Annotated in this window: 12 protein-coding genes; 2 read left to right on the top strand and 10 right to left on the bottom strand. The window is 52.5% G+C overall.

Translation table 11 applies throughout. The features are described 5' to 3' along the window. Positions 1-6 precede the first annotated feature (6 nt). On the bottom strand, positions 7-1,428 hold the full coding sequence (locus DQG13_RS04155; RefSeq protein WP_113018484.1) for a family 43 glycosylhydrolase: 1,422 nt from the start codon (positions 1,426-1,428) through the stop codon (positions 7-9). A 290-nt stretch (positions 1,429-1,718) separates the two neighbouring features. Here DQG13_RS04155 and DQG13_RS04150 point away from each other — a divergent pair, with 290 nt between their 5' ends. Further along, positions 1,719-2,882, top strand: coding sequence for a glycoside hydrolase family 27 protein (locus DQG13_RS04150; RefSeq protein ID WP_113018483.1), 1,164 nt, complete (start codon positions 1,719-1,721; stop codon positions 2,880-2,882). 1 nt (position 2,883) lies between these two features. Continuing rightward, positions 2,884-3,087, top strand: a complete 204-nt coding sequence (locus DQG13_RS04145) for a hypothetical protein (protein WP_113018482.1) — start codon at positions 2,884-2,886, stop codon at positions 3,085-3,087. Here DQG13_RS04145 and DQG13_RS04140 read toward each other — a convergent pair. The 9 genes from DQG13_RS04140 to DQG13_RS04100 all read right to left on the bottom strand — a co-directional run bounded on the left by DQG13_RS04140 (position 3,051) and on the right by DQG13_RS04100 (position 20,661). Further along, positions 3,051-3,866, bottom strand: a complete 816-nt coding sequence (locus DQG13_RS04140; protein WP_113018481.1) for an AraC family transcriptional regulator — start codon at positions 3,864-3,866, stop codon at positions 3,051-3,053. The two genes, DQG13_RS04145 and DQG13_RS04140, sit on opposite strands and share 37 nt — an antisense overlap. A 345-nt stretch (positions 3,867-4,211) precedes the next feature. Beyond that, the gene (locus DQG13_RS04135) at positions 4,212-5,084 is read right to left on the bottom strand and encodes a carbohydrate ABC transporter permease (protein ID WP_258525448.1); all 873 of its coding nucleotides are present in this window, start codon (positions 5,082-5,084) and stop codon (positions 4,212-4,214) included. 62 nt (positions 5,085-5,146) lie between these two features. Then, positions 5,147-6,085: an ABC transporter permease gene (locus DQG13_RS04130; protein ID WP_113018479.1), complete on the bottom strand. Its 939-nt coding sequence runs from the start codon at positions 6,083-6,085 to the stop codon at positions 5,147-5,149. A gap of 88 nt (positions 6,086-6,173) precedes the next feature. Next, positions 6,174-7,865 carry an extracellular solute-binding protein gene (locus tag DQG13_RS04125; protein ID WP_113018478.1) on the bottom strand — a complete coding sequence of 564 codons (1,692 nt, stop codon included), beginning with the start codon at positions 7,863-7,865 and terminating at the stop codon, positions 6,174-6,176. 118 nt (positions 7,866-7,983) lie between these two features. Beyond that, entirely contained in the window at positions 7,984-9,447 is a 1,464-nt protein-coding gene (locus DQG13_RS04120) for a response regulator transcription factor (protein ID WP_113018477.1), read from the bottom strand. A gap of 9 nt (positions 9,448-9,456) precedes the next feature. Beyond that, positions 9,457-11,181, bottom strand: coding sequence for a cache domain-containing sensor histidine kinase (locus DQG13_RS04115; RefSeq protein ID WP_113018476.1), 1,725 nt, complete (start codon positions 11,179-11,181; stop codon positions 9,457-9,459). 108 nt (positions 11,182-11,289) lie between these two features. Then, positions 11,290-13,014 carry an S-layer homology domain-containing protein gene (locus tag DQG13_RS04110; RefSeq protein ID WP_181592565.1) on the bottom strand — a complete coding sequence of 575 codons (1,725 nt, stop codon included), beginning with the start codon at positions 13,012-13,014 and terminating at the stop codon, positions 11,290-11,292. A gap of 73 nt (positions 13,015-13,087) precedes the next feature. Continuing rightward, positions 13,088-20,077: a chitobiase/beta-hexosaminidase C-terminal domain-containing protein gene (locus DQG13_RS04105; RefSeq protein ID WP_258525447.1), complete on the bottom strand. Its 6,990-nt coding sequence runs from the start codon at positions 20,075-20,077 to the stop codon at positions 13,088-13,090. Then, entirely contained in the window at positions 19,987-20,661 is a 675-nt protein-coding gene (locus DQG13_RS04100) for a hypothetical protein (RefSeq protein ID WP_181592564.1), read from the bottom strand. The genes DQG13_RS04105 and DQG13_RS04100 overlap by 91 nt, the downstream gene beginning before the upstream one ends. Positions 20,662-20,680 lie beyond the last annotated feature (19 nt).

Below are 20,680 nucleotides of genomic sequence, written 5' to 3'. Positions count from 1 at the left end.
TGCCGGTTAGTTTCCGTAAATCTTGACCTCCCACAGTCTGGGCGTATACCAATTGTTCGGGTTGTTGTGAAGCACTGCTTTGACCATATTGATGCGCACATATCGCGCCGTAGCCGACAAGGTATCCGAGGTGAAGCCATAGGTTGTATTGTTGGTCCGGTCCAGAGCCACTGTCCAATTTACGTTGTCGGTGCTGGTTTCAATTTTGTATTGGTAGTACCCCTCTGAGCCTTTCATCATCCACCAGGAAATCTGGACATTCTTGATGGTTTTCGTGGAACCAAGATCAACCTTCCACCAATGGGGCCAGGTTGCACCTGTGCCGGTCCATTCGGTTTGGTAGTTTCCGTCATTGGCATAGCCGGCCGGATTGCTTCCCGATGCAGATTGGGCCGTTGCGGTTTTCCCCTGGGACAGCAGCGTTCCGTTCGGCACACCGGAAACAACACCCGTAGCCGCATCAATGCTGATGGTATCATAATAGTCCATGGAAGCTGTGGTTCCGTTCAGAGTCAGAGGCAGCCAGACATACCGGGAATCCCCCAAAGCGCCGGAGTTCCATCTGTCTCCCGCATAAATATATGATGTGGTGCTTGTTCCTTGGACGGTGAAAATGAAGGCAGGCTGTGAAAAAAAGGTGGACGAGTTGCCGATGGGCTTCAATGCCGACCAAGGGCCGTTAATATTGGTTGCCGTTGAATACATGGCTTGATTGGGATACCAGCCTGTGGCTCCGGAGGTAATCAGATAGTAGGTGGAACCCTTCTTGACAATGGCCGGAGCTTCCCGGTGATCCCCTTCGTAGATCATGTTCAATTCAGTGTCGATTCCCAAATAATCCGAAGTCAGCCTATACAGTCTCAGATTGTAGTTATTGTCGGAGGAGGAGAAGAGATACGCCTTCCCGTCTGTATCCTTAAAAATCGTCATATCCCTGGAAGCGTTTCCATTTGGTTGAAAGCTTTTTTGGTAAGTAAACGGCCCCACGGGAGTGGAAGAGATTGCCACGGCAACCCTTGCAAGAGTATACCCTGCTCCGTCCTCATAGTGCGCCCACATGACATATTTGCCTGTGGCTTCATTGTAAATAACCTTAGGCCGCTCAATCTTGGCATACTCCAGCTCCGGGCTTGAGGTTGTTTTCAGAGCATAGCTGCGCCACGTCCAGTTTTTCAGGTCCGTGGAGGAATACACGCAGACTGCCTTGAAATTGGCGCTGTTGTGTATTTTATCTTCTCCGTACCAGTAATAGGTTGATCCCACCTTCAGAATAGAACCGCCGTGCGCTTGAATAGAACCATTCGTCACATCCTTCCATACCGTACCATTGGCTATGGTTTGCGCCGCCGCGTCAGCCGGCCGCAAGCCTGCCGGAAGAAAACCAGCGATTAAAGCGCAAATGACAATAAGCCTCGCCCAAAATTTCATCAATAAACCTCTCCTTCCTTATTAAGGAAATTTTTAATTGCGAGTCTAAGGTACCACACCTCCCAGCAAAAATTATAGTATAAAATCCATACCTAATTGGACAAATCCCATATGTACAGGCTGCACAATTCAGATTTTATTCAAAAAACCTGCAATGTCCTGGTTCGCCGCGCTGTGAAAAACAACAAGGCTCCATGAAAAAGCAACCTCAAGCTATGGGCGTTCATGGGCAGCCTGTGTTTTAATGCAAGATAGCAAGACAACCTGATTGGAAGAAAGGATGAATGAGCATGAGCCACCATCAACCGCTTGGCTTGAAGCCTTCCATGGGCTGGAATTCATGGAACACCTTTACTTGGGATATTAATGAACAGTTGATTCGCGATGTGGCCGATATGTTCGTGTCGCAGGGCTACAAGGAGGCGGGGTACGAGTATATCGTCATCGATGACTGCTGGAGCTTGAAGGAGAGAGATGCCGACGGCAAGCTCGTTGCCGATCCGGCCAAATTCCCGAGTGGAATGAAGGCGCTTGCCGATTATATTCACGAGAAAGGGCTGAAATTCGGCATGTATTCCTGCGTCGGCACCCATACCTGCGCCGGTTATCCCGGCAGCTTCGAGCATGAATTTCAGGATGCCGCCCGCTTCGCCGAATGGGGAGTCGATTTTTTGAAATACGATTATTGCTTCAAGCCACGCCATATTTCGGGAGAGCTTCTGTACAAGCGCATGAGTCTGGCGCTGAAGAACTGCGGACGCGACATTCTGTTCTCGGCCTGCAACTGGGGCGCCGACGGCGTCTACGATTGGATTCGCGAATCGGGCGCCCATATGTACCGCTCCACTGAGGACATCCGGGACAATTGGGAATCGGTCAAGTCACTCGCCCTGTCGCAGCTCGGCAAACAAAGCTATACCGGCTCCTTCTGCCACAATGACATGGACATGCTGGTGGTCGGCATGTATGGGGGAAGCAACAGCGATTTCATCGGCCGGATCGGAGGCTGCAGCGATACTGAATACAAGACCCATTTCTCACTCTGGAGTCTCATGGGTTCTCCTCTGATGATCGGATGCGATATCCGGAAGGACAATCCGGTGACCAAGGAGATTCTGCTGAATCCCGACCTGATCGCTATCAATCAGGACATGGAGTGCCGGGGAGCCTACCGCATCAAGCCCGAACCGCAGTGGTTCCATACGGACGATGTGTTTATGCTGGTGAAGGTGCTCACGGATGGCGATCTGGCAATCGGCTTTTTCAACCTCAGCGACAGTTCACGGGAGCTTTCCCTGCAATTCTGGGATATGGGCCTGCCGTACACCGCCGGATTCTCCCTCTCGCTGTACGACTGCTGGGCGCACCGGGAATTGGGCGTCTTCCGGGAACGCTACGCCCCCGTGGTAGCGGCGCATGATTGTCTGGTTGTCCGGGCCAAGCTGGTGCGGTAGCATGGACAACGACCGATTTTGCCTGACCTGCAAGGTTCCGCTTGCCGCCGACGATGTGGCAATCTATCTGAAGCTGGTTTCCCGGACGGACCGGAAATTTCTGTGTTTGGATTGCCTTGGAGACAAGCTGAAATGCGGGCGTGAGCCGCTTGAGAAGCTAATCGCCTATTACCGGCAATCGGGCAACTGTTCCTTGTTCCGGTAAGCCGTAGGAGAGTGGGAGGTCGCTTTTTTGAATACCCGCGAAAAATGCAGCGGATCATGGTAACCGATGGAATAAGCGACCGACTGAACCGATAAGCCGGACGACTTCAGCAGCTCCCGGGCACGCTGGATTCGGAACCAAGTGATGTAGCCGGACACGGATTGGCCGGTCGCTTCCTTAAACAGACGAAACAAATAGCTCCGTTCGATACTGACGGCATTTGCAATTTCGGAGGCCTTCAACGACGCTTTCCAATAATTGCGCTCGATATACGTTTTGGCCATCCGGACATAGTCTGTGGGAGCCGCCTCCCCGCTTGGATAAAACTCCAGATAGCAGGATAGCAGGAGCCGCAAGCGGGCATCCAACCGCAGCCGCTCAAAAGGCTGCACCCCGGGGTTCCAGGCGATATGGAAAAACTGCTGCAGCTCTTCGGGAGCTGCACCCACAACAGGGCGGTCCTCCTCCAGCTTGGTCATCGCCAGCAGACGCCGTGCCTCCTCTCCCGTGAACTCATTCCAGACATATTCCCAAGGGTCCTCCGGATCGGGGTAATAGTACACCTCCGTCTGCGGAAAAATAATAAAGCTCTCCCCTGCGCCAATTTGAAAAACCGCCCCCCTCGTCTCAAGCGTGCCCCGGCCGCTTATAATATAATGCAGCGCGTAGACATCCCGTATGCCTGGCCCCCACCGGTGCTGGTTGGCAGGCTTATACCCGCCCGCCAGGAAGCTCAGACTACTCAACGCATAACTGTTAACGGCATACATTTGTTCCATGGGAGAATCTCCGTTTCTCTTAAAGTCTTACCGGACCGCACTTTGCTGCAAGTGTATCAGAAAACAGGCGAACCCTCAAGAAAGACCACCTCCCCGCTGCTCCCCATCCTTGCCCAAAATGCAAAAGTACATTTACTTTATGGGCCAGCCCCTTAGACGGGAGGACAAAATGTAAAAGTGCAGTTATTTCCCGCGAATTCCACCCGTTTGGCGGTTTCAACGAAAAATAGATGCACTTTTGCAGGATGGGAGCGTAAAAGAGGGATCACGGTCAAAAATAACTGCACTTTTGCAGGATAGCCCGGCCCGCTGAATTTCTTCAGCGCAGGTTTCGTACCGGCATTCCTATTCTTTCACAGAACCAAGCAAAACCCCCTTAACGAAGAAGCGCTGGGCAAACGGATACAGAATAATCATGGGCAAGGAGGCCAGCACCATTGCCGCCAGCTCGATGGTATGCGCCGAAACTACCCCCTGTGTTTTCGAGGAGCTGATCATCTGGGCCACACTGAAATTGGAGCTGTCCAGAGAGCTCATCATGTTTTCCACCGCCCGGTTGGATTGGATCAACTTGAGAATTACATACTGCAGCGTTTGCAGGCGCGGGGATTGGGTAAAAAACAAGGTCGTGCCATAGTCATTCCATATCCCCACAGCCGTGAAAACAGAGAGTGCAGCCAGAACAGGCTTTGACAGCGGAAAGACGATCTGGAAGAAAATCCGGTATTCGCTGGCTCCATCCATCTTGGCGGATTCAAACAGCGAATCGGGAATCCCCTTGTAGTTCGCATTGAAAATAATCACATTGTAAAAGCCTCCAAACAGGCTTGGCAGAATATAGACCATATAGTTATCATACAGTCCCAGCCAGTTCATCAACAGAAACGACGGAATCAGACCGCCGTGGAAGTACATGCTGGCAAAGCCGAGGATCACATAAAACCTTTTCATTTTCAGATAAGAGCGGGAAAAAGCATAGGCGAACATAGCCGTGTAGACGATGGAAATAACCGTCACAATCACCGTCCGGGACGCCGTGATCCAGGTTGCCCGGAGAATAGCCGGATCAGCCAGCACCGCCCGCCAACTGGCAAAGGTAAAGTCCCGGGGGAGCAAAAATACGGGGCCCCGCAGCAGATCCTTCCCCGAATTCAAGGAGCTGACCAGGGAAAACCAGAATGGATAGACCGTTACGGCCATCAAAATGATCATAATCATTATTGTGGATACGTTAAAAGAACGCTCAGCGACGCTTTTCCCTCCAACCATAACCCATCACCTCAAAATAATCCTGTTTTTGTAATTTTATTCGACAATGCATTGGCGCCAAACAGCAGCAGCAGGGCAAACACCGTTTTCAGCAAACCAATCGCGGTGGCTGAAGCAAATTGAAAGTTAAGCAGGCCGGTTTGATAAACATAGGTGTCAATCACCTGGCTGGCCGGCAAATTCAGCGTGTTCTGCAGAACATAAATTTGCGTAAAGTTGTTGTTCAGCATGCCGCTTACTGCGAATATGATCAAGACCATAAAAGTCGGTAATATTCCAGGCAAGGTAATATGCAGCATCCGCTTGAACCGGCCTGCCCCATCGATGGCAGCCGCTTCATACAGATTCTGGTCCACTCCGGCCATCGCCGCCAGATAGAGAATCGCCCCCCAGCCAATATCCTTGACCAATCCGGTCAGGATGGCGATTCCCCAGAAATATTTGGGCTCAGCCAAAAATTGCAGCGGTTTGCTGATCAGGTTCAATTCCAGCAGCACATAATTGACAATGCCATCCGTGTTCAATAACGTAATGAACAGTCCTCCAAAAATAACCCAGGAGAGAAAGTGGGGAAGATAGGTGACCGTCTGAACCAAGGATTTGAACCGGGGGTTCTTCACTTCATTCAGGAGCAGCGCAAACAGCAGGGTTGCCGGAATGGACACCGCAGCGCCCAAAAGATTAATGCCCAGCGTATTTCTCACCATGGGCCAGAATTGAAAGTTGTCAAAAATGCTGGTGAAATGATAGAAATTGTTCCATTCCGCGGTAAAGATTCCCTTGATGCCCATGACCGGCTCGTAGTTTTTGAACGCCATCAGCAATCCGAACAAGGGTGTGAAGTTAAAGACCAACATAAGCGCCACTGCAGGCAGCAGCATGGTTTTCAGCTCGAACTGAGTCCTGAAGTCATAGCCAAGCCTGAACGTTTTCTTGTGCTGTGATTGCATGAAAGTTCCTCCGTTCCTGGTAACAGCAGTGCCAAAGGATGGCAGAGCCGAATCACTTTGGCACTCTTGTACTGTTCTCTATATTCGTTTAGGAGTTAATGCCCTTTACATGAATGCCGTATTTCTTGTTCTTCTCCTGAACCCAATCATTCCTCACCTTGTCAAGCTCCTCAATGCCAAGCTTCTTCAACTGGGCAATCATCTCATCATAGAGCTGATTGAACTGGGCGTCGTCCTTGGCCAGAATGATCTTGGCAATTTGCGCTTGTTTATAGGTTTTGATTTGCAGCTCCGCATTGGTCAGCTTGGCGTCCTTGGCAAACAGGTCCCCCGGCAGCCGGATGGATGAATCATCATACCGGACAACCTCGGGAGATTTTCCGAAGGCCGTAAACACACGCTGCCCGGTAATGGATTGGATATCTGTTTTTTCCGTAGGGGGCTGCACGATGCTGCCGGTAAGAGCGGTATTGGTAAACGGCCAGAAGGCGCTTACCCCTGTCTTCATATAATCGCTGGCATTCTTCAACCCCTGCTCTGTCTTCTCCAAGAATCCTTCCGCATTCCACTTGTAATCAACGCCCTCGAAGCCAAACTGGTGAAGCAGAAGCCCTTCCTTGCTGCTCATAAAGCTGAGGAATTTGGCCAGCTTCTCTGGTTCCTTGGCTGTTTTGGAGATGTAGGTCAGCATCCATCCGCTGCCCGCCAGGTAGTTCTTGGCAAAGGCAGGTTTGGTGCCGGCATCCGACAGGATCACCCCGGAGGAGGTCCAGTAATCATTCAATTGGAAGGATGTATTCGCCATATTGCCCATAAAGGTAAACACTCTGCCGGAAGCCACATCTGTCTTTACAGCGGCGTTGTCTACGGTCATCTGCCCCGGATCAAGGTAATTATTCTGGTATGCTTTGCGCAGGAAATTCAAAGCCAGCTTGGTTTCCGGCGCCAGCAGCCGGTCCCGGTAATTGCCGTCCTTGTCAAGCGCCATCGCCCCGAAGGTATCCTGCAAAAAGCTTAACGAAGTATCCTGATACGATTTTCCGTCTACCAGCAGAGGAATTACAGAAGCGCCATCCACCTTCAAGGCTTTAACCTTTTCATACGCGGCCAACAGACCCTTTTCCGTTTTAATATCCTCCAGGGTCAAGCCGGCTTCCTTCAACAGCTTGCTGTTCACCATAATCCCGTTATTGGCGGCATAATCCAGATTGGTTTGCTGGAACGGGGAGGGCGGATACACCTTCCGCGCATCGGGTGAATTGACATTGCTGGGGAAAGCAAAAAACGATCCGTCCCTGTCGATAATGGCCGCCTTCATGTCGGCAGGAAAGTCCTTCAGTATATGCGATTCCGGATCATATTTCTTGAGAAACTCCTCAATATCCCATACCTTTCCCGAATCCTTCAGCTTTTTCCCGAGAACCGCGTTTGTCAATGTCAGCAAATCCGGGAAGCTGTCGCCGGAGGAGACCAGCATCAGATTCAATTTGGTTTCCCCGTCCTGAGCCGGAATATTGAATTCGAAGGTCAGGCCGGTTTTTTCGGTAATCTTCCCCTGTACAGTGTTAGGGTCGGTACTCCAGTTGGCCGGCGGATTCCAAAAGTCCACGGTAGAAAACCATACTGCCTTGGAGGGAGCCTGTGTTCCCGCTGCGCCGGAATTCACCGGCTCCGGTGTCTTTTGCGCTTCCTGTTCCTTGTCTGCGCCACTGCTGCAGCCCGTAAACGCCAATGTTAATGCCAGCAGCGACAAAATCGAATATTTGCTTTTGCCTTTCATGTTGAACAACGACCTCCCTGTTTGGTTTGTTTAAGAACAACCCCATTGTAACCGCATTCTTGGCATCCGGGGATGTCTCCTGTTTTGTCTTTTTGGTGTTCTGTTCGTTTTTGGGATTTTATAGCTTGCGGTATTGGCTGGGCGTAATGCCCAGCATTTTCTTGAACAGCTTATTGAAATGGTAGTAATCTTTATATCCTACCTCTTGAACGATGTCGAACACGGAGAGGGCCGTATTGCTCAGAAGCTCCTTGGCCATGGTTAGACGCTTGTTCATAATATATTCCGAATACGTCGTACCGGTTTGCTTCTTGATCAATGAGCTGAGATGCCCGGTGCTGATATTGAATCGTTTGGATATATCGCTCAATAGGATATCTTCTGTAAATTTCTGGTTTATGTATGCAATCACCTTCTCTACCTGCTCATTGGAAATATTCACTTCCTGCCGCGCCAGCTGATTCATAAACAAATGGATATGCCGGAATAGTTGCTCAGGCGAATGGAAGAGCCGGACAATCTGCTCATAGGACAGGTATTCCATCTCATCCGCATGGCTCATGCCGCCGCGGTATTTATAGATCATGGAGACAATCTGATTATAGATGGCGGCAATCTGATCGATATGCAATTGCTGTCCGCCGCATTCGCGGCTTATTCCCGCCAATAAACTGCCCGTCTGCTCCTTGTCATTCTCCTTGACGGACAATTCCAGATTGAGCAGGAGCTTCCGGATGGTGTCCGGCACCTCCGGACGTTTATAGGGGGCAACCGCAGCGCCTTGATGAAAATAGGAGCTGAACATGGCAATTTCCGATTCCTGAAACAGCCTTGCGATGGGCGTGGAGTACAGGCCGATGGAGCTGATGCCCACATATTCGGCGCCGGATACATATTCGGAGATAAAATTCAACAGAGCCAGGGGATGATGCTGCTCATCGTAATTGACAAGGATGGAAACCTTATTTTGTCCCGTGCGGAATCTGACGGCGCTTATGTCCTGAAGTGAAGCTATGTTCCCATGGAAGACCGCTCTGGCGGAGGAAGCTGCCGGATACAAGCAGCCCAAGAACCGGTAATGCGGGTATTGCGCCGCAAGCTGCCGGTTGGCCTGAAAGTTGCTGATTGTAATGCGGTTGGCCGGGTCCAGCAATTCAAACAGATCGTCCAGGAACAGATCAACCGCGGCAAATGCGGTTTCCTGTCCTTTTTCCAATTCCGCCGCGGCTCTGCGTATGGTCTCCTCCAGCTTGCTTTCATCGATCTGCTTGACCAAATAATCGAATGCGCCCAGGCGGATGGCCTTCTGCGCATATTCAAAATCGGCATAGCCGCTGATCAGAATAACCTTCGTGTTCAATTGCAGCCCATTGATTTTCTCCAGAAGCATGATTCCGTCCAGCCCCGGCATTCGGATGTCGGAAATGACAATCTCCGGCTTGTGCCTGGAAATATAAGCCAACGCCTCCTGCCCGTTATGCGCTTCCCCGCCCACACGGCATCCGAGGCTTTCCCAATCGATCAGATGGGCAATTCCGTAAGCCACCCATGGCTCATCATCCACAATCAGTACCTGAAGCATACAATTCTCCTATTCTGCCTGGGGAAGCTCCCTGGGCAATATGATGGTGACGGTGGTTCCTTGGTTAATTTGGCTTTGGATGGCCAGCTCCGCCTGATCGCCATAGATCAGCTTGATTCTGCGGTGAATATTGTACAGGCCGATGCCTTTGTTTCCCTGCCGCCAATGATCCTGCGAATCGTAGCGGGCAAGCCGCTGCCGCAGCTCCATCAGCTGCCCATGGCCGATCCCGATGCCGTCATCTGAAATGACGAATGCCAGGCGGTTATGGTCGGCAGCCGCAATCCTGACCTGAACGGTTCCAGGCTCAATCTTCTTCTCCAAGCCGTGAAACACCGCATTTTCCACGATAGGCTGCAGCAGCAGCTGGGGAGTTTTGCTGGATAACAACGCCTCCTCGGCATCAATCATGATTCGGATTTTCCCGGTGAACCGGTAATCGATGATCTTGGCATATTCCTGCAAGTGGGAGATTTCCTCCTGAAGAGACACAAAGCTTGCCCCCCGGAGCGAATAGCGGAAGATATTGGATAAGGACGAAGTGATTTTTACAATATCATGGGCCTTATGGTAAATGGCAATCGCCCGGATACACTCCAGGGTGTTATACAGAAAATGCGGGTTAATTTGGTTGCGGTAAACCGAAATCTCCATTTGTTTTTTCGCCAATTCCGTTTCGTACATTTTCTTCTGGACCGCCTGCATCCCGCTGCTAAGTGTGGAAATATCATCCAGCATCTGGTTCAAGCTGCTGGCCAACACCCCGATTTCGTTATGATAAACCACACTGAACCGTCTGCTCCCGCCGCTCTTGGCAAAAGATTTCACAAAATCGAGCAGGGCCTTCACCGGCTTCAGCAGCCGGTTGTAAAAATGGAGCAAAAACACGCAAAAAATCGTAAATATAATGAGATATGTGGTGACATTCAGCTTCTTGACGATTCCCAGCTCCTCCACAACCTCGGCTTTGGGAACGATGCTGATGATCTTCCAGCCGGTATGCTCCAGCACAATTTCCTGCATGATATAGCTCTTGTTTTGGGCAAAAGCATCCAAGTCCAGGGATTGCGCGGAATCCAGCGGGCCCGAGCCGGTCATAATCCGGTTGTCTTTATCGATAAGCAGCAGCCTGGAATGAGCCGATACCTTTGACTTTTGCAGGATGGAGCTGAAGTTGGACACATCCATAATGAACAGACACATGCCCCGGTAATCTCTTAACACCAGATTGTTTTGCAAATTGAATACAGGAACGGAAATGGTATAAAAGGACCCTTCCATATCCGCGGTATTCAAGGTGGCATATTCGATCGCCTCCACTCTTCGTTTTTCCGCCGGAGCCATCGTCCGCCCCAGGCTGACTGCCAGTTTTTCCTGATCATCATACAGCTGGATGCCCACGATGTTTTCCTTCAGGGAAAGGGTGCTGGAGAATTGAAGCACAATATCCTTGTTCATGAGAATCCGGGACAGAATATCATTCGTGCTCAGATAGGACTGGATGGTCGGATTGTATAACAGGGAATAGGAGATTCCGTCCATGTCCTTATAAAAGCTCATGATGGTTTCTTCCACCTGCAGCATAATTTTTTGGACGGATTCCGTTACCTTCTTCTCCACAATCCGCTGGGCAATGTAATTTGAAATAACAAAGGACAGCAGCAAAATGCTCATCATGATGGAAATTAAATAAATGAATTGCTTCACCAGACTGTTTCTGCCGAATGGACCCACTCTGATCGTCTCCCTCGTTCGCAAAGCCTCTTGAAACAGAAGAAACGGTCAGATGTCCCGGTGCCGGGAATCTATCCGTTTCTTCCGATCATTTCTGGGGATGTTTGCTTATCCCGGGAATGCCATTCTATATATCACAACCGCAGCCTGGGCTCTGGTTGACAAGCCCTGGGGAGCAAAGATTTGGTGCTCCAGCCCGTTTACAATGCCTTGCCGCTGCATGGCGGCTACTGCTTCGGCGGCGTATTCCGCAATATCCGCTTGGTCGGCAAACGGGGCTGCGGCTGCTGCAGACTCTCCTTCCAATCCGAGAATCTTGGAAGCACGGTGCAGCATAACCGCCAGGTCCTGTCTGCTAATCCGCTCGTCCACTCCGAAGGTGCCGTCTTCCCTGCCGTCCACAATCCCCAGCTTTTGGGCGGTTGCTACAGAGGGATAATACCAGGCATCCCTGGCCGTGTCCGTAAACGATGAAACAGCGGTGGAATCCGTCAAATCAAACATATTGACAAGCATGGCAATGAATTGCCCGCGGGTAAGCTGCCCATTGGGATCAAATTGCCCGTCGCTCATGCCATCCACCACATCTCTGGCAGCCAACGCCTCAATATACTCTCTGGCCCATTCGGCCTCATGCAGATCCTGGAAGGATTTATTGGCATAAGCGGCGAAATATTGGCCGGAATGGTTGGGGGCAAATTGCACGGTGCCTGCCGCCTGATCATACCTGGCGTTTTTCACCACTTCAGGCTGCCCGTTGGCGGATACGCGGTAAATGACAACCTTATGTCCGGCTTCCCCCTGGCGCAGGGTGTACGGAAGCTCTACCGTTGCTTCCTTGTCCTCCAATACGGTTATGGGGCGTTCATCCAGCTTCAATTGAAAATCATAGATCACCGTATCCGCCTTCACTTGCTCCTTGGCGGCTGCCGGCAAGGCAGAAGAGTCCATTTGAGTGACAGAAAGCTGCAGATTGGCCGCGGCTTTTGCTTCTTCCCTGGCAAACAGCTTCTCATTCAAAGCGACGGCGGCCAGGCTGCTCGTGATGGAGACGGTCTTTATTTTTTGACCTGCCGCATTTCGCACTTGCTCCAGCGGGATTTCAACCTCCACCTGTTTAGGCTTGGCAGCTGCATCGGTCTCCAGGACAATGTTCAAGCCAGTGCCAGCGAGTTTGTCGATTGCTTTTTGCAGGTTGGCCAAATCAATCTTCACCGACACAATCCCAGCATCGTTTGGAAGCGCCTTGACCAGAAGCATGGAATCGGTAATGGTCGGTTCATTCCCCGCAGCCGGTGTTTCGGTGTAGCCTCCGCCAGTGTAGCCGTCGCTGCTGCCGCCAATTTGTACACGGGTCCCGACATTCGGAGTATAGGCAGCCCAATGATTCCCGGTTTGACCGACTTTAATCTTCTCCAGTGTAAAGGTATCTGTGCCGTTGGCTTGGGCAGTAAGCCTCACTTTCCCCAAAACAACCTCTCCGCTTTCGCCTGCCGCGTTGCCTTTTTTTGTAAATACGGCTCGCACATGGCCGCCGCTGAACAATTCGGGATTTACAATCGAACTGAAGCCATCCTGCAGATTCGTCATGAACGAAATGTCTTCGATGCCGGTTTTCCATAACGAAGCATCAAATGACAGATTCAGCTCATAGGCAACCCAGTCCTGGGCATTCCGCACCCGAATCTCCACTTCAACCTGATCTCCGACAACCGCTGCGGTTTTGGACACTGTGAGAGTACAATCTGGCTCCGCCGCCGCAAACAACACAGAAGGCCACAAAGCGCATAACAGCAGGATCATCAGACCAATAGCCGATATTCTCTTCCTCAACGGATTCAACTTCCCTTCTTTTCTTTCCGAGGCTAACTTAATGCAAAGAGCAGTCCCGAACAATAGCCGGTTTTTAATGGCTTTGGTCCAGAAGCATGCTTGCCAAAGCATACAGATCCTCGATATCGATTACGTTATCGTCGTTCAAATCCGCCTGCTTGTACTGGTCCCAATCGGCTTGCAAGCTGTTCCTTCCATAGTAGACTGCTGCCATTCTGGCCAAGTCTCCCACCCCGACTCTGCCGTCTCCGTTCAAATCTCCCCTTACTTCGGGAATCACCTTAGATGCAAAGGCTTGAACGGCCGCATTCAGTTGAGCGAGGGCTTGATCCACTTGGGCTTGGGCAGCCGCGCCATCATTCAGTACCCCATCCGCCTGTTGAATCGCAGCCAACAGCAACGCTTTGGAGCCTGCCGGATACTGCCCGGCGAGGGCGCCTTCCACCGCGGAATCATGCAGCGTTTGCGCATCGGCAACCGCTGCGCGCAACGCGGATTTGGAGACTGCCGCAGCAATTTCGAAGCTGCAATACACCGCATCCGTTACCGTTGTTTCAGCCCCTGCCCCATCCGCCAGCACCACATTGGACAAGTACACGCTGCTGGTGACGGTTTGACCAACTTCCTTGGCCCTGAATTGTGCCTTCAGCAGGCTGACAGGGCTTGCGGGCGTCTGTCCCGCCTGCAGATCAACCGTTATAAACCGGATTTGGCCCGGTGCAGCCGACTCCTGCAAAATGGAGAATCCGGGCTTCACCGGCTCTGCCGACAGATAATCCACCTTCGATGGATCATAATGGAAGGTAACATCCTGGGCATATACACTTTGGGAGACAGTGTTCAGTCCGAATGTCACGTCAAATACTTGGTTGCCAACCACACTCTGCGGTCCCGACAAGGTGACAAGGGCTGCCGCAGGCGGTTTCCGCTCCAGACCGGCTACCGCTGTTTGCAATGCGGCCACAGCAGCAGCCACCTGCTCTTCCGTTGCCCCGGCATGGTCGCGAACGGAGATGGCCGTTGTCAGCGTCTGCTGCAAATAGGTCCAGCTCGTTACGGTATAGTCATCTTCGGTGAGGGTTTGGGCTGCGGCAATGGCTGCGGCCAAAACCGACCGATCAATCGTAACCGTATAGCTCTTTTCCAACACCGCGCTGGTTGCTCCGTCTACTACTGCAACTGCCTTGAGCGTGCTTTCGCCCAGAGGCAGCGCAATCGGCGCCGTATAAAGCGTGCTTGCAGAGGTAGGCGCGCTGCCGTCCAGCGTATAATAAATCCGGGCGTCTTTCACCGCATGCGACAGCGTCACTTGTTTCGGAGACGTATACGTGCCCGCCTCCACATCCGCGCTGGGCGGGGTCAGCGCAAACGGATCAGCCGAGTTGGCGTAAACCTGAACCTCAACCAGCCCGCTGCCCCAGCCATTGCTAAGGGCATTGTTGTTGACGCGCCTCACCTCGTTCACCTTAAGCTTCACATATTGATAACGTCCGCTGAGCTTATCCGAGTTGAAGCCGGCCCACATATTGGTGCTGTTATTGACCAGTTCTGTCCAATTGTTGTTATCGTTGGAGCCGAAAATCTGATACCGGTGGTACATTTCCGAGCCGTTATAAAGCCTGTAAGCCACATCCATCCGGGATAAGTCATAAACAGCGCCCAGATCGACAGTGTATTCGTACGGAGCGGCAAGGCCGCCGAAGAAGTGAGTCGAATCGCCTGACGTACTGAGGCTGTATTCAATGCCGTCATTGGCTTTTTCAATCCCCGCTACCGTATTCCCGTCGCCGTTGACAAAGGTTGCGCTTTTGCCTTGGGAGACGAGATAAGCCTGGGGAAGCTGTACATTGCCGGTGGCCGCATTCAGCTTCCACCCTGTGGTGAATGTGATCGAAGCGGTATGCTCCGTCTCGTCGAATGTGATCGGCAGCCATACGTAGCGGGAGTCGGAAAGCTGGCTGGAGCGCCATCTGTCACCCATGTAAACATAGGTTTTTTCTCCCTTTTCGTTAACCAGCTTCATAATGTTGGTCGGTTGGCTGTAATAGGTGCTGTTATTGCCGAAGGCATATTTCTCCACAATCCGGCCGTTCTCCTTGACTGTGGTCCAGCCTGCGTGGTCTGTGAGATCGGCATTAAAGCTGACCGTTCCCTGGTTCGGCAGCCAGCCCGATTGGCCGGAGGAGACCATATAATATCCGTCATCCGCCCTTACCACCGCCGGCGCTTCGCGTCCGACACCTTCGTAGAAGCTGTAGGATTCAAAATCCTCCGCTTTCCCGGCAGGGTCGCTGAAGGTGTAAGTGGTAAAGTCCACGTCGGTATATTCATCGTTCAGCCGGTGGATGCGCATGGAATGTCCTTCCGCCGAGACCAGATATGCCGTCTTGTCATCATCGACAAATACGGTGAAGTCGCGGGAGGTATAGCCCAACTGGGATACATCGTTTACCGTCTCCGCCGGAACGGTTGCTTTGACGCCGCTGGTTTTGTAATAATCGGAATCCAGGTAAATCCCGTTTTCACTCCGCCAATTGCGCAAGGTGCCGCCCGGACGCCAGTGCCCCAGGAAGGTATACGGGCCTGCCACTTGATCGGCAGTCGCTACCGCAATCTGGCTGCTTGCATAGCTGCCCGCTGTTTCCCAATGGCCCCACAGTACATACTTTTTGGTTTTCTCGTTGTACAGAAGCTTCGGGCGTTCCCACTTATTATCCAGAAGCCCATACTCTGCCCCTTCTGCTGCTTGGGTAAACGGATCAATAATATCGCCCTCATAAACCCAATTGACCAAATCCCGGGAGGAGTACAGCGCTACCGCATGGAAGGAGGCCCGGTTGTGAAGCTTGTTTTCTCCCACCCAATAATAGATGGGTTTGCCGTCTGCGGCGGTTTGCTGCAGGAATCCGCCGCCGTGGGCCTGAATGGGATTGCCTTCGGTATCGTACCAGGTTTCTCCCACAGGCACGCCGGCAGAGGCATAGTCCACCACATGATCCGGTTGAACGGTCAGCACCCAATTGAAGGCCTCGTCGATTTGCAGGGCCGCCCGGTCAACGGTCCACTGCGTAGCGGAAGCGTCCGCCAATACCGCTGCGGCATGATCAAGAGCCCCCACAATGGTGTTCCAGGTTGCGTTGGTATAATGTCCTTTTGGCGTGTCTTTTCTGGCATCGTATTTGGCCTGAAGCTCCGATTTATCGATATATGGAGTCCCAAATACCGCCAATTCAATAATCCCGTCGGCCCAAATGGCGCTCTGTCCGGTATGCACATTGATGATATTGTGAACCGTTAAGCGGACATAGCGGTAGCGCCCTGTATCCGTAACCGGATTGGCCACAAAACCGCTGACATTGTTCGCCGACCCGTCCACAAGCTGCGTCCAGGTCCCATTGTCCAGACTGCCTTCCAGCGTATAGCGGTAAACCGTATCCGAACCGGTGACGATTCGGGTAGTCAGGTTAATCTCCGACAGCCGGGAGGGCTGCTCCAGATCAATGACCATACTATAGGGCAAGGAGGTGTGCTGAACCCGCGGGGATGACGCCAAATCCGCCCCGTCCGTCACCGCTGTTGCATCCAGTCCCAGAAAATCGGTTGCCTTCTTGCCCAGAGAGAGGAGCTGCCCTGACTGAACCGGAATCAGCCCGTAAACCGGGTCCAGATCCAGCTGAAAGAACCAATCCGCTGTGGCAACCCCGTTATGGAAGGCCATCGGGAACAATCTTGCATAGGTGCCCATCGGGTCCTTGTAGTCTGCGGCATACTGGGCTCCCCAATGATAGCCGTTCTCTGCGAAGGCAATCCGTCCGTTGGAGCCGGTCCATACTCCCACTCCGTTCGCCTGCGTGGCAAACGTAGAACCGTTGCCGATGGGGCGAAGCGGGGTCCACTCCCCGTCGAGAGATTCTGCGGAGGCATACTCGGCCTGGCTCGGATACCAGCCATTGGCCGTGGAGCCGAAGAAGTAATAACGCCCTTCATATTTGATAACCGTCGGCGATTCCTTGTGTTTGCCTGCAAAAGCAATGTTTACAATCCTGTCGGGATGCTCCCATCCCGCATCCAGCTTGAGAATCCCGATATCGCTGTTATTGCGGGTGGCAAATATCAGGTATGCGCTGCCGTCATCATCTGCAAAAAGCGACATATCGCGGGAATCCATTAAAGACGAATCCGCATTGGACGGACGGCCTCTGAAGGTTGCGGCAAAATCATTCCCCCCGGGAGTTGCCGAAGCAATGAATATGGCTGCTCTGGTGTAACCGCTGCTGGCTTCCTCATGGGCTGTAAAGATAATTTTCCCGGTTGCGGGATGGAGCTTATACCCTGCGCCTTCAACCCGCATATCCTCAAAAGAGCCAAGCAGCCGGTCGTTGCCATAGTTGCGCCCGTCTGTTCCGGTCTGCTCATAGATGCCGGTTGTGACAATCCCTGTTGTCTCGTTCTTCACCGCTTTATAAACATAATGGTACCATGCATTTCCGATCTGAACCCCGTAGGTACTGCCCGTCCCCAGGCTGTCCGCGCCGTTGTAGTTATTTTTCTTTCCGGTAACCGCCGCAGGATCATAGGAGAAGGTATGTACCGCATTGGTTTGGGCGAAAGCAATTTGTTTGCCGCCGCTGACAGCCTTGACGGTATACGTGCAGCTCTGGCCGACTTCAAGGTTATAGTCGTCCACGGTATCTCCGTATGTCCGGTTGATCAGCTGCTCCCCGCGATAAACCTCGTAATAGTCGGCTCCCGCAATCAGCGGCCAGGAAATTTTCACATTATTGACCGTTGATTGGCCGTCCAACCGGAACTCATTGGCGGTAGCCGCCCATTCGCTGCCGTAGTATTGAACGCTTGCGATCTCGCTTCTGTTCCCGTTGGGGGCAATGGCCGCCGCCTTCACCGTCTTGCCGTGCTCTACTGTGAAGGGGCCTGTATACTTCGTGCTGGCCAAGGTCGGATCTGCGCCATCGGTGGTGTAATAAAGATAGTTATTCCCCGCCGGATGGGAAACCGTAACCGGAACGTAGATCTGTCCGCCAGCGGCGGGAGAAATCAACGGCGAAATATTCGTCACCCTGTATTCGGTCAGATCGTCCTGAGAGAGCGCTTTATTGAAAATTTGGAAATTGTCAATCAGCCCGGCATAATATTCGCCCGTTCCCCAGTTGCCTTTGCCGATCTGGAGGATTCCGCCCGAGGCCGTGAGAATATCCGTTATGGCATAGCTGCTTGCCGCAGTCGATTGCAGCACGCCGTCAATATAAGGCTCGGTAGCCGCCGCTTTGACCACCACATCCACATGCTTCCACTCCGTGCCGCTTGTGGCAGCGGGGTTTGCCGGACGGGCGCCGTTATTGTTATACCGCTCCACAGTTAAGGAATTGGTCTTGTCAAGGATGCCCAGATAATGCTCCTTATTAACCGTCTGCGCGGTGGTGTTGGGAGCGGCGAAGAATGCCCAGCCGCTGCCTCCGCCAGTCTTGCTGTCATAGGAAATCGTCAATTCCTCAAGCCCGGCAAGCAGCGGTGTTGTTCCGTCTTCCTTGGTCACATTCAGCCAGAAGGCGCTGCCGATATTGGCCGCCTTCCCGTTGCCCTCAAAGGAGTCCGCATAGCTGGCGGTTCCTTGAACAGCAGCCTTCGCTCCGCCGCCAACCAGCCCGCTTGCCCCATCATTAAAATTGAAATCGGCAATGAGATAGTCCCCGGCGTCAATGGGCATAACCGTTACCGTATAAGCCTGGCTGAACCCCTCAAACCAGTTCATGGTCAAGGTAACTCTCTTCGCCGCAGTACCTTTGGCCGGACGGGTCACCGTACCTGTAGCCGGGTCAATTACATGATTGTCGCTGGAGGTCCAGGCAATATTGGCGTCCCGCAGCAGCGCAAGATCCTTGCGGACCACCAGACCATCGGTTAACGGCTTGGAAGCAAGCAGGTCGTTCCAGGTGAAGCTGCGGATTTCATTGGCCATAATCAGGGCAGCGTTTTCATCCAGAGCATCATCAAATACGCGGACATCCCGGTAGTGGGAGTCCAGATTGGCAGCGGTGCTAATGGTCCGGTTGAGCCGGAATGCCCCATTGCCGATCTCATCCGCTCCGATCCCGTTGGAAGCGGCCTCCGCCGCTTTGACCCCGTCCACCCAAACAATCAGCTTGCCGGTACCGGCGGTGCCGTCCAGCGAGATGGTGTAATTATGCCACATATCGGCTGCCGGTGCCGGGAAGGAGGCCACAACAGCATCTGTTCCATTCCGTTTCAGGACTACTGCAGCCATGCCCGCGCTGTAGTAAGGCCGGAGCGTAATATTGGTGTTATTATCCGCGCCGTAGGAAAACAGGGTGTTTGCCGCGCTGACGGTACGGGTTTGGGTCTTGTTCAATTTGATATCCAGGGAGAAGGAAAGCTTCCTTCCCGTTACAGGGGTTCCCGGATTGGTGCCGGCAATATGCCCGTTATTGGCATTGCCCGGGTTGACCAATGATACATACTCCGCTTTCCAGGCCGCATTGTCGCTGGCCAAAGCCTGGGCCGGATTCAGCCTGTTTTTTGCCTGGTACGTGCTGTTCAGCGGATAATGCGCTACGGTGACGCCATCCAGAGAACCGTCGTTTTTCAGCACAGTCAAATGGTAGTCCTGGCTGTGCCCGCGCCAGTTCAGGGTTAACACCACATCGGCATCCTGTGCGGATTCGCCTTGCGGACGGGTCACAGCCCCCGTTTGCGGATTGATGACAGCCGCGTCGCTGGACACCCAGGTAATCCCAGGGTCCCGAATCATGAACAGATTTCCTTTTACCATCGCTCCATCGGAAATCGTAAGCGCTTGCAAGGAAAGCAGCTCATTCCAAATAAAGCTGTCCACCTCATCCGTTAACGCTTGCGCCACAGCTTGGTCAACCGTGTTATTGATCACCCTTACATCCCGGTAATGCGCATCAAGGTTGGGGTTGCCCCCGGAGGTCATCATCCGGTTGAGCCGGAATTGCCCGTGCCGATCTGGTCTGCACCAATACCGTTTGAGCTTGCCTCCGCCGCTTTTATTCCATCGACCCATACAATCAGCTTGCCGGTACCGGCGGTGCCGTCCAGGGAAATGGTATAATTATGCCACATATCTGCCGCCGGCGCCGGGAAGGAAGCGACCACAGCATCCGCTCCGCCTTGCTTGAGCACAACTGCGGCCAGACCGTCGGCATAATAGGGCCGCAGGGTGATATTATTGGCATCGCCCGCTCCGTAAGCCAGAAGATTGTAGGCCGGGGTGTAAGAACGGGTTTGCGTTTTGTTCAATTTTATATTCAGGGAAAAGGAAATTCGGGCGCCCGTTACAGCGGCGCTTGGGTTGGCGCCGGCAATATGCCCATTGTTGGCATTTCCCGGATTGACCAGAGAAACATAATCCGTTTTCCAGGACGGTGAACTGCCGCTTAAGACCTGGGATTCATTCAATTTGTTTTTATACTGGTATGCGCCATTCAACGGGTAATGGGCCACTGTGCCCGCCGGCTCATAATCGGCTTCCGCAGCGTAAACGTGTTCAGGCAGCACATAAGCGCTCAAGCATATGCTTAGGGCCAGCAGCAATACCATTGCTTTTTTCAATGACGCCGCCAAATGCTGGTATCGTTTGGATTTCATATCATTCTCCTTTTTCTTC

Source organism: Paenibacillus sp. YN15 (assembly GCF_003285005.1).
GTDB lineage: Bacteria > Bacillota > Bacilli > Paenibacillales > NBRC-103111 > Paenibacillus_AR.
This window is presented reverse-complemented; position numbering and strand designations above follow the sequence as displayed.

Coding starts and splice junctions, on each gene's coding strand:
- DQG13_RS04140 (WP_113018481.1), bottom strand. CDS start 3,866: ATGGAACAAATGTATGCCGTTAACAGTTATGCGTTGAGTAGTCTGAGC.
- DQG13_RS04120 (WP_113018477.1), bottom strand. CDS start 9,447: ATGCTTCAGGTACTGATTGTGGATGATGAGCCATGGGTGGCTTACGGA.
- DQG13_RS04130 (WP_113018479.1), bottom strand. CDS start 6,085: ATGCAATCACAGCACAAGAAAACGTTCAGGCTTGGCTATGACTTCAGG.
- DQG13_RS04100 (WP_181592564.1), bottom strand. CDS start 20,661: ATGAAATCCAAACGATACCAGCATTTGGCGGCGTCATTGAAAAAAGCA.
- DQG13_RS04125 (WP_113018478.1), bottom strand. CDS start 7,865: ATGAAAGGCAAAAGCAAATATTCGATTTTGTCGCTGCTGGCATTAACA.
- DQG13_RS04155 (WP_113018484.1), bottom strand. CDS start 1,428: ATGAAATTTTGGGCGAGGCTTATTGTCATTTGCGCTTTAATCGCTGGT.
- DQG13_RS04145 (WP_113018482.1), top strand. CDS start 2,884: ATGGACAACGACCGATTTTGCCTGACCTGCAAGGTTCCGCTTGCCGCC.
- DQG13_RS04105 (WP_258525447.1), bottom strand. CDS start 20,077: ATGGGTCGATGGAATAAAAGCGGCGGAGGCAAGCTCAAACGGTATTGG.
- DQG13_RS04150 (WP_113018483.1), top strand. CDS start 1,719: ATGAGCCACCATCAACCGCTTGGCTTGAAGCCTTCCATGGGCTGGAAT.
- DQG13_RS04135 (WP_258525448.1), bottom strand. CDS start 5,084: ATGATTATGATCATTTTGATGGCCGTAACGGTCTATCCATTCTGGTTT.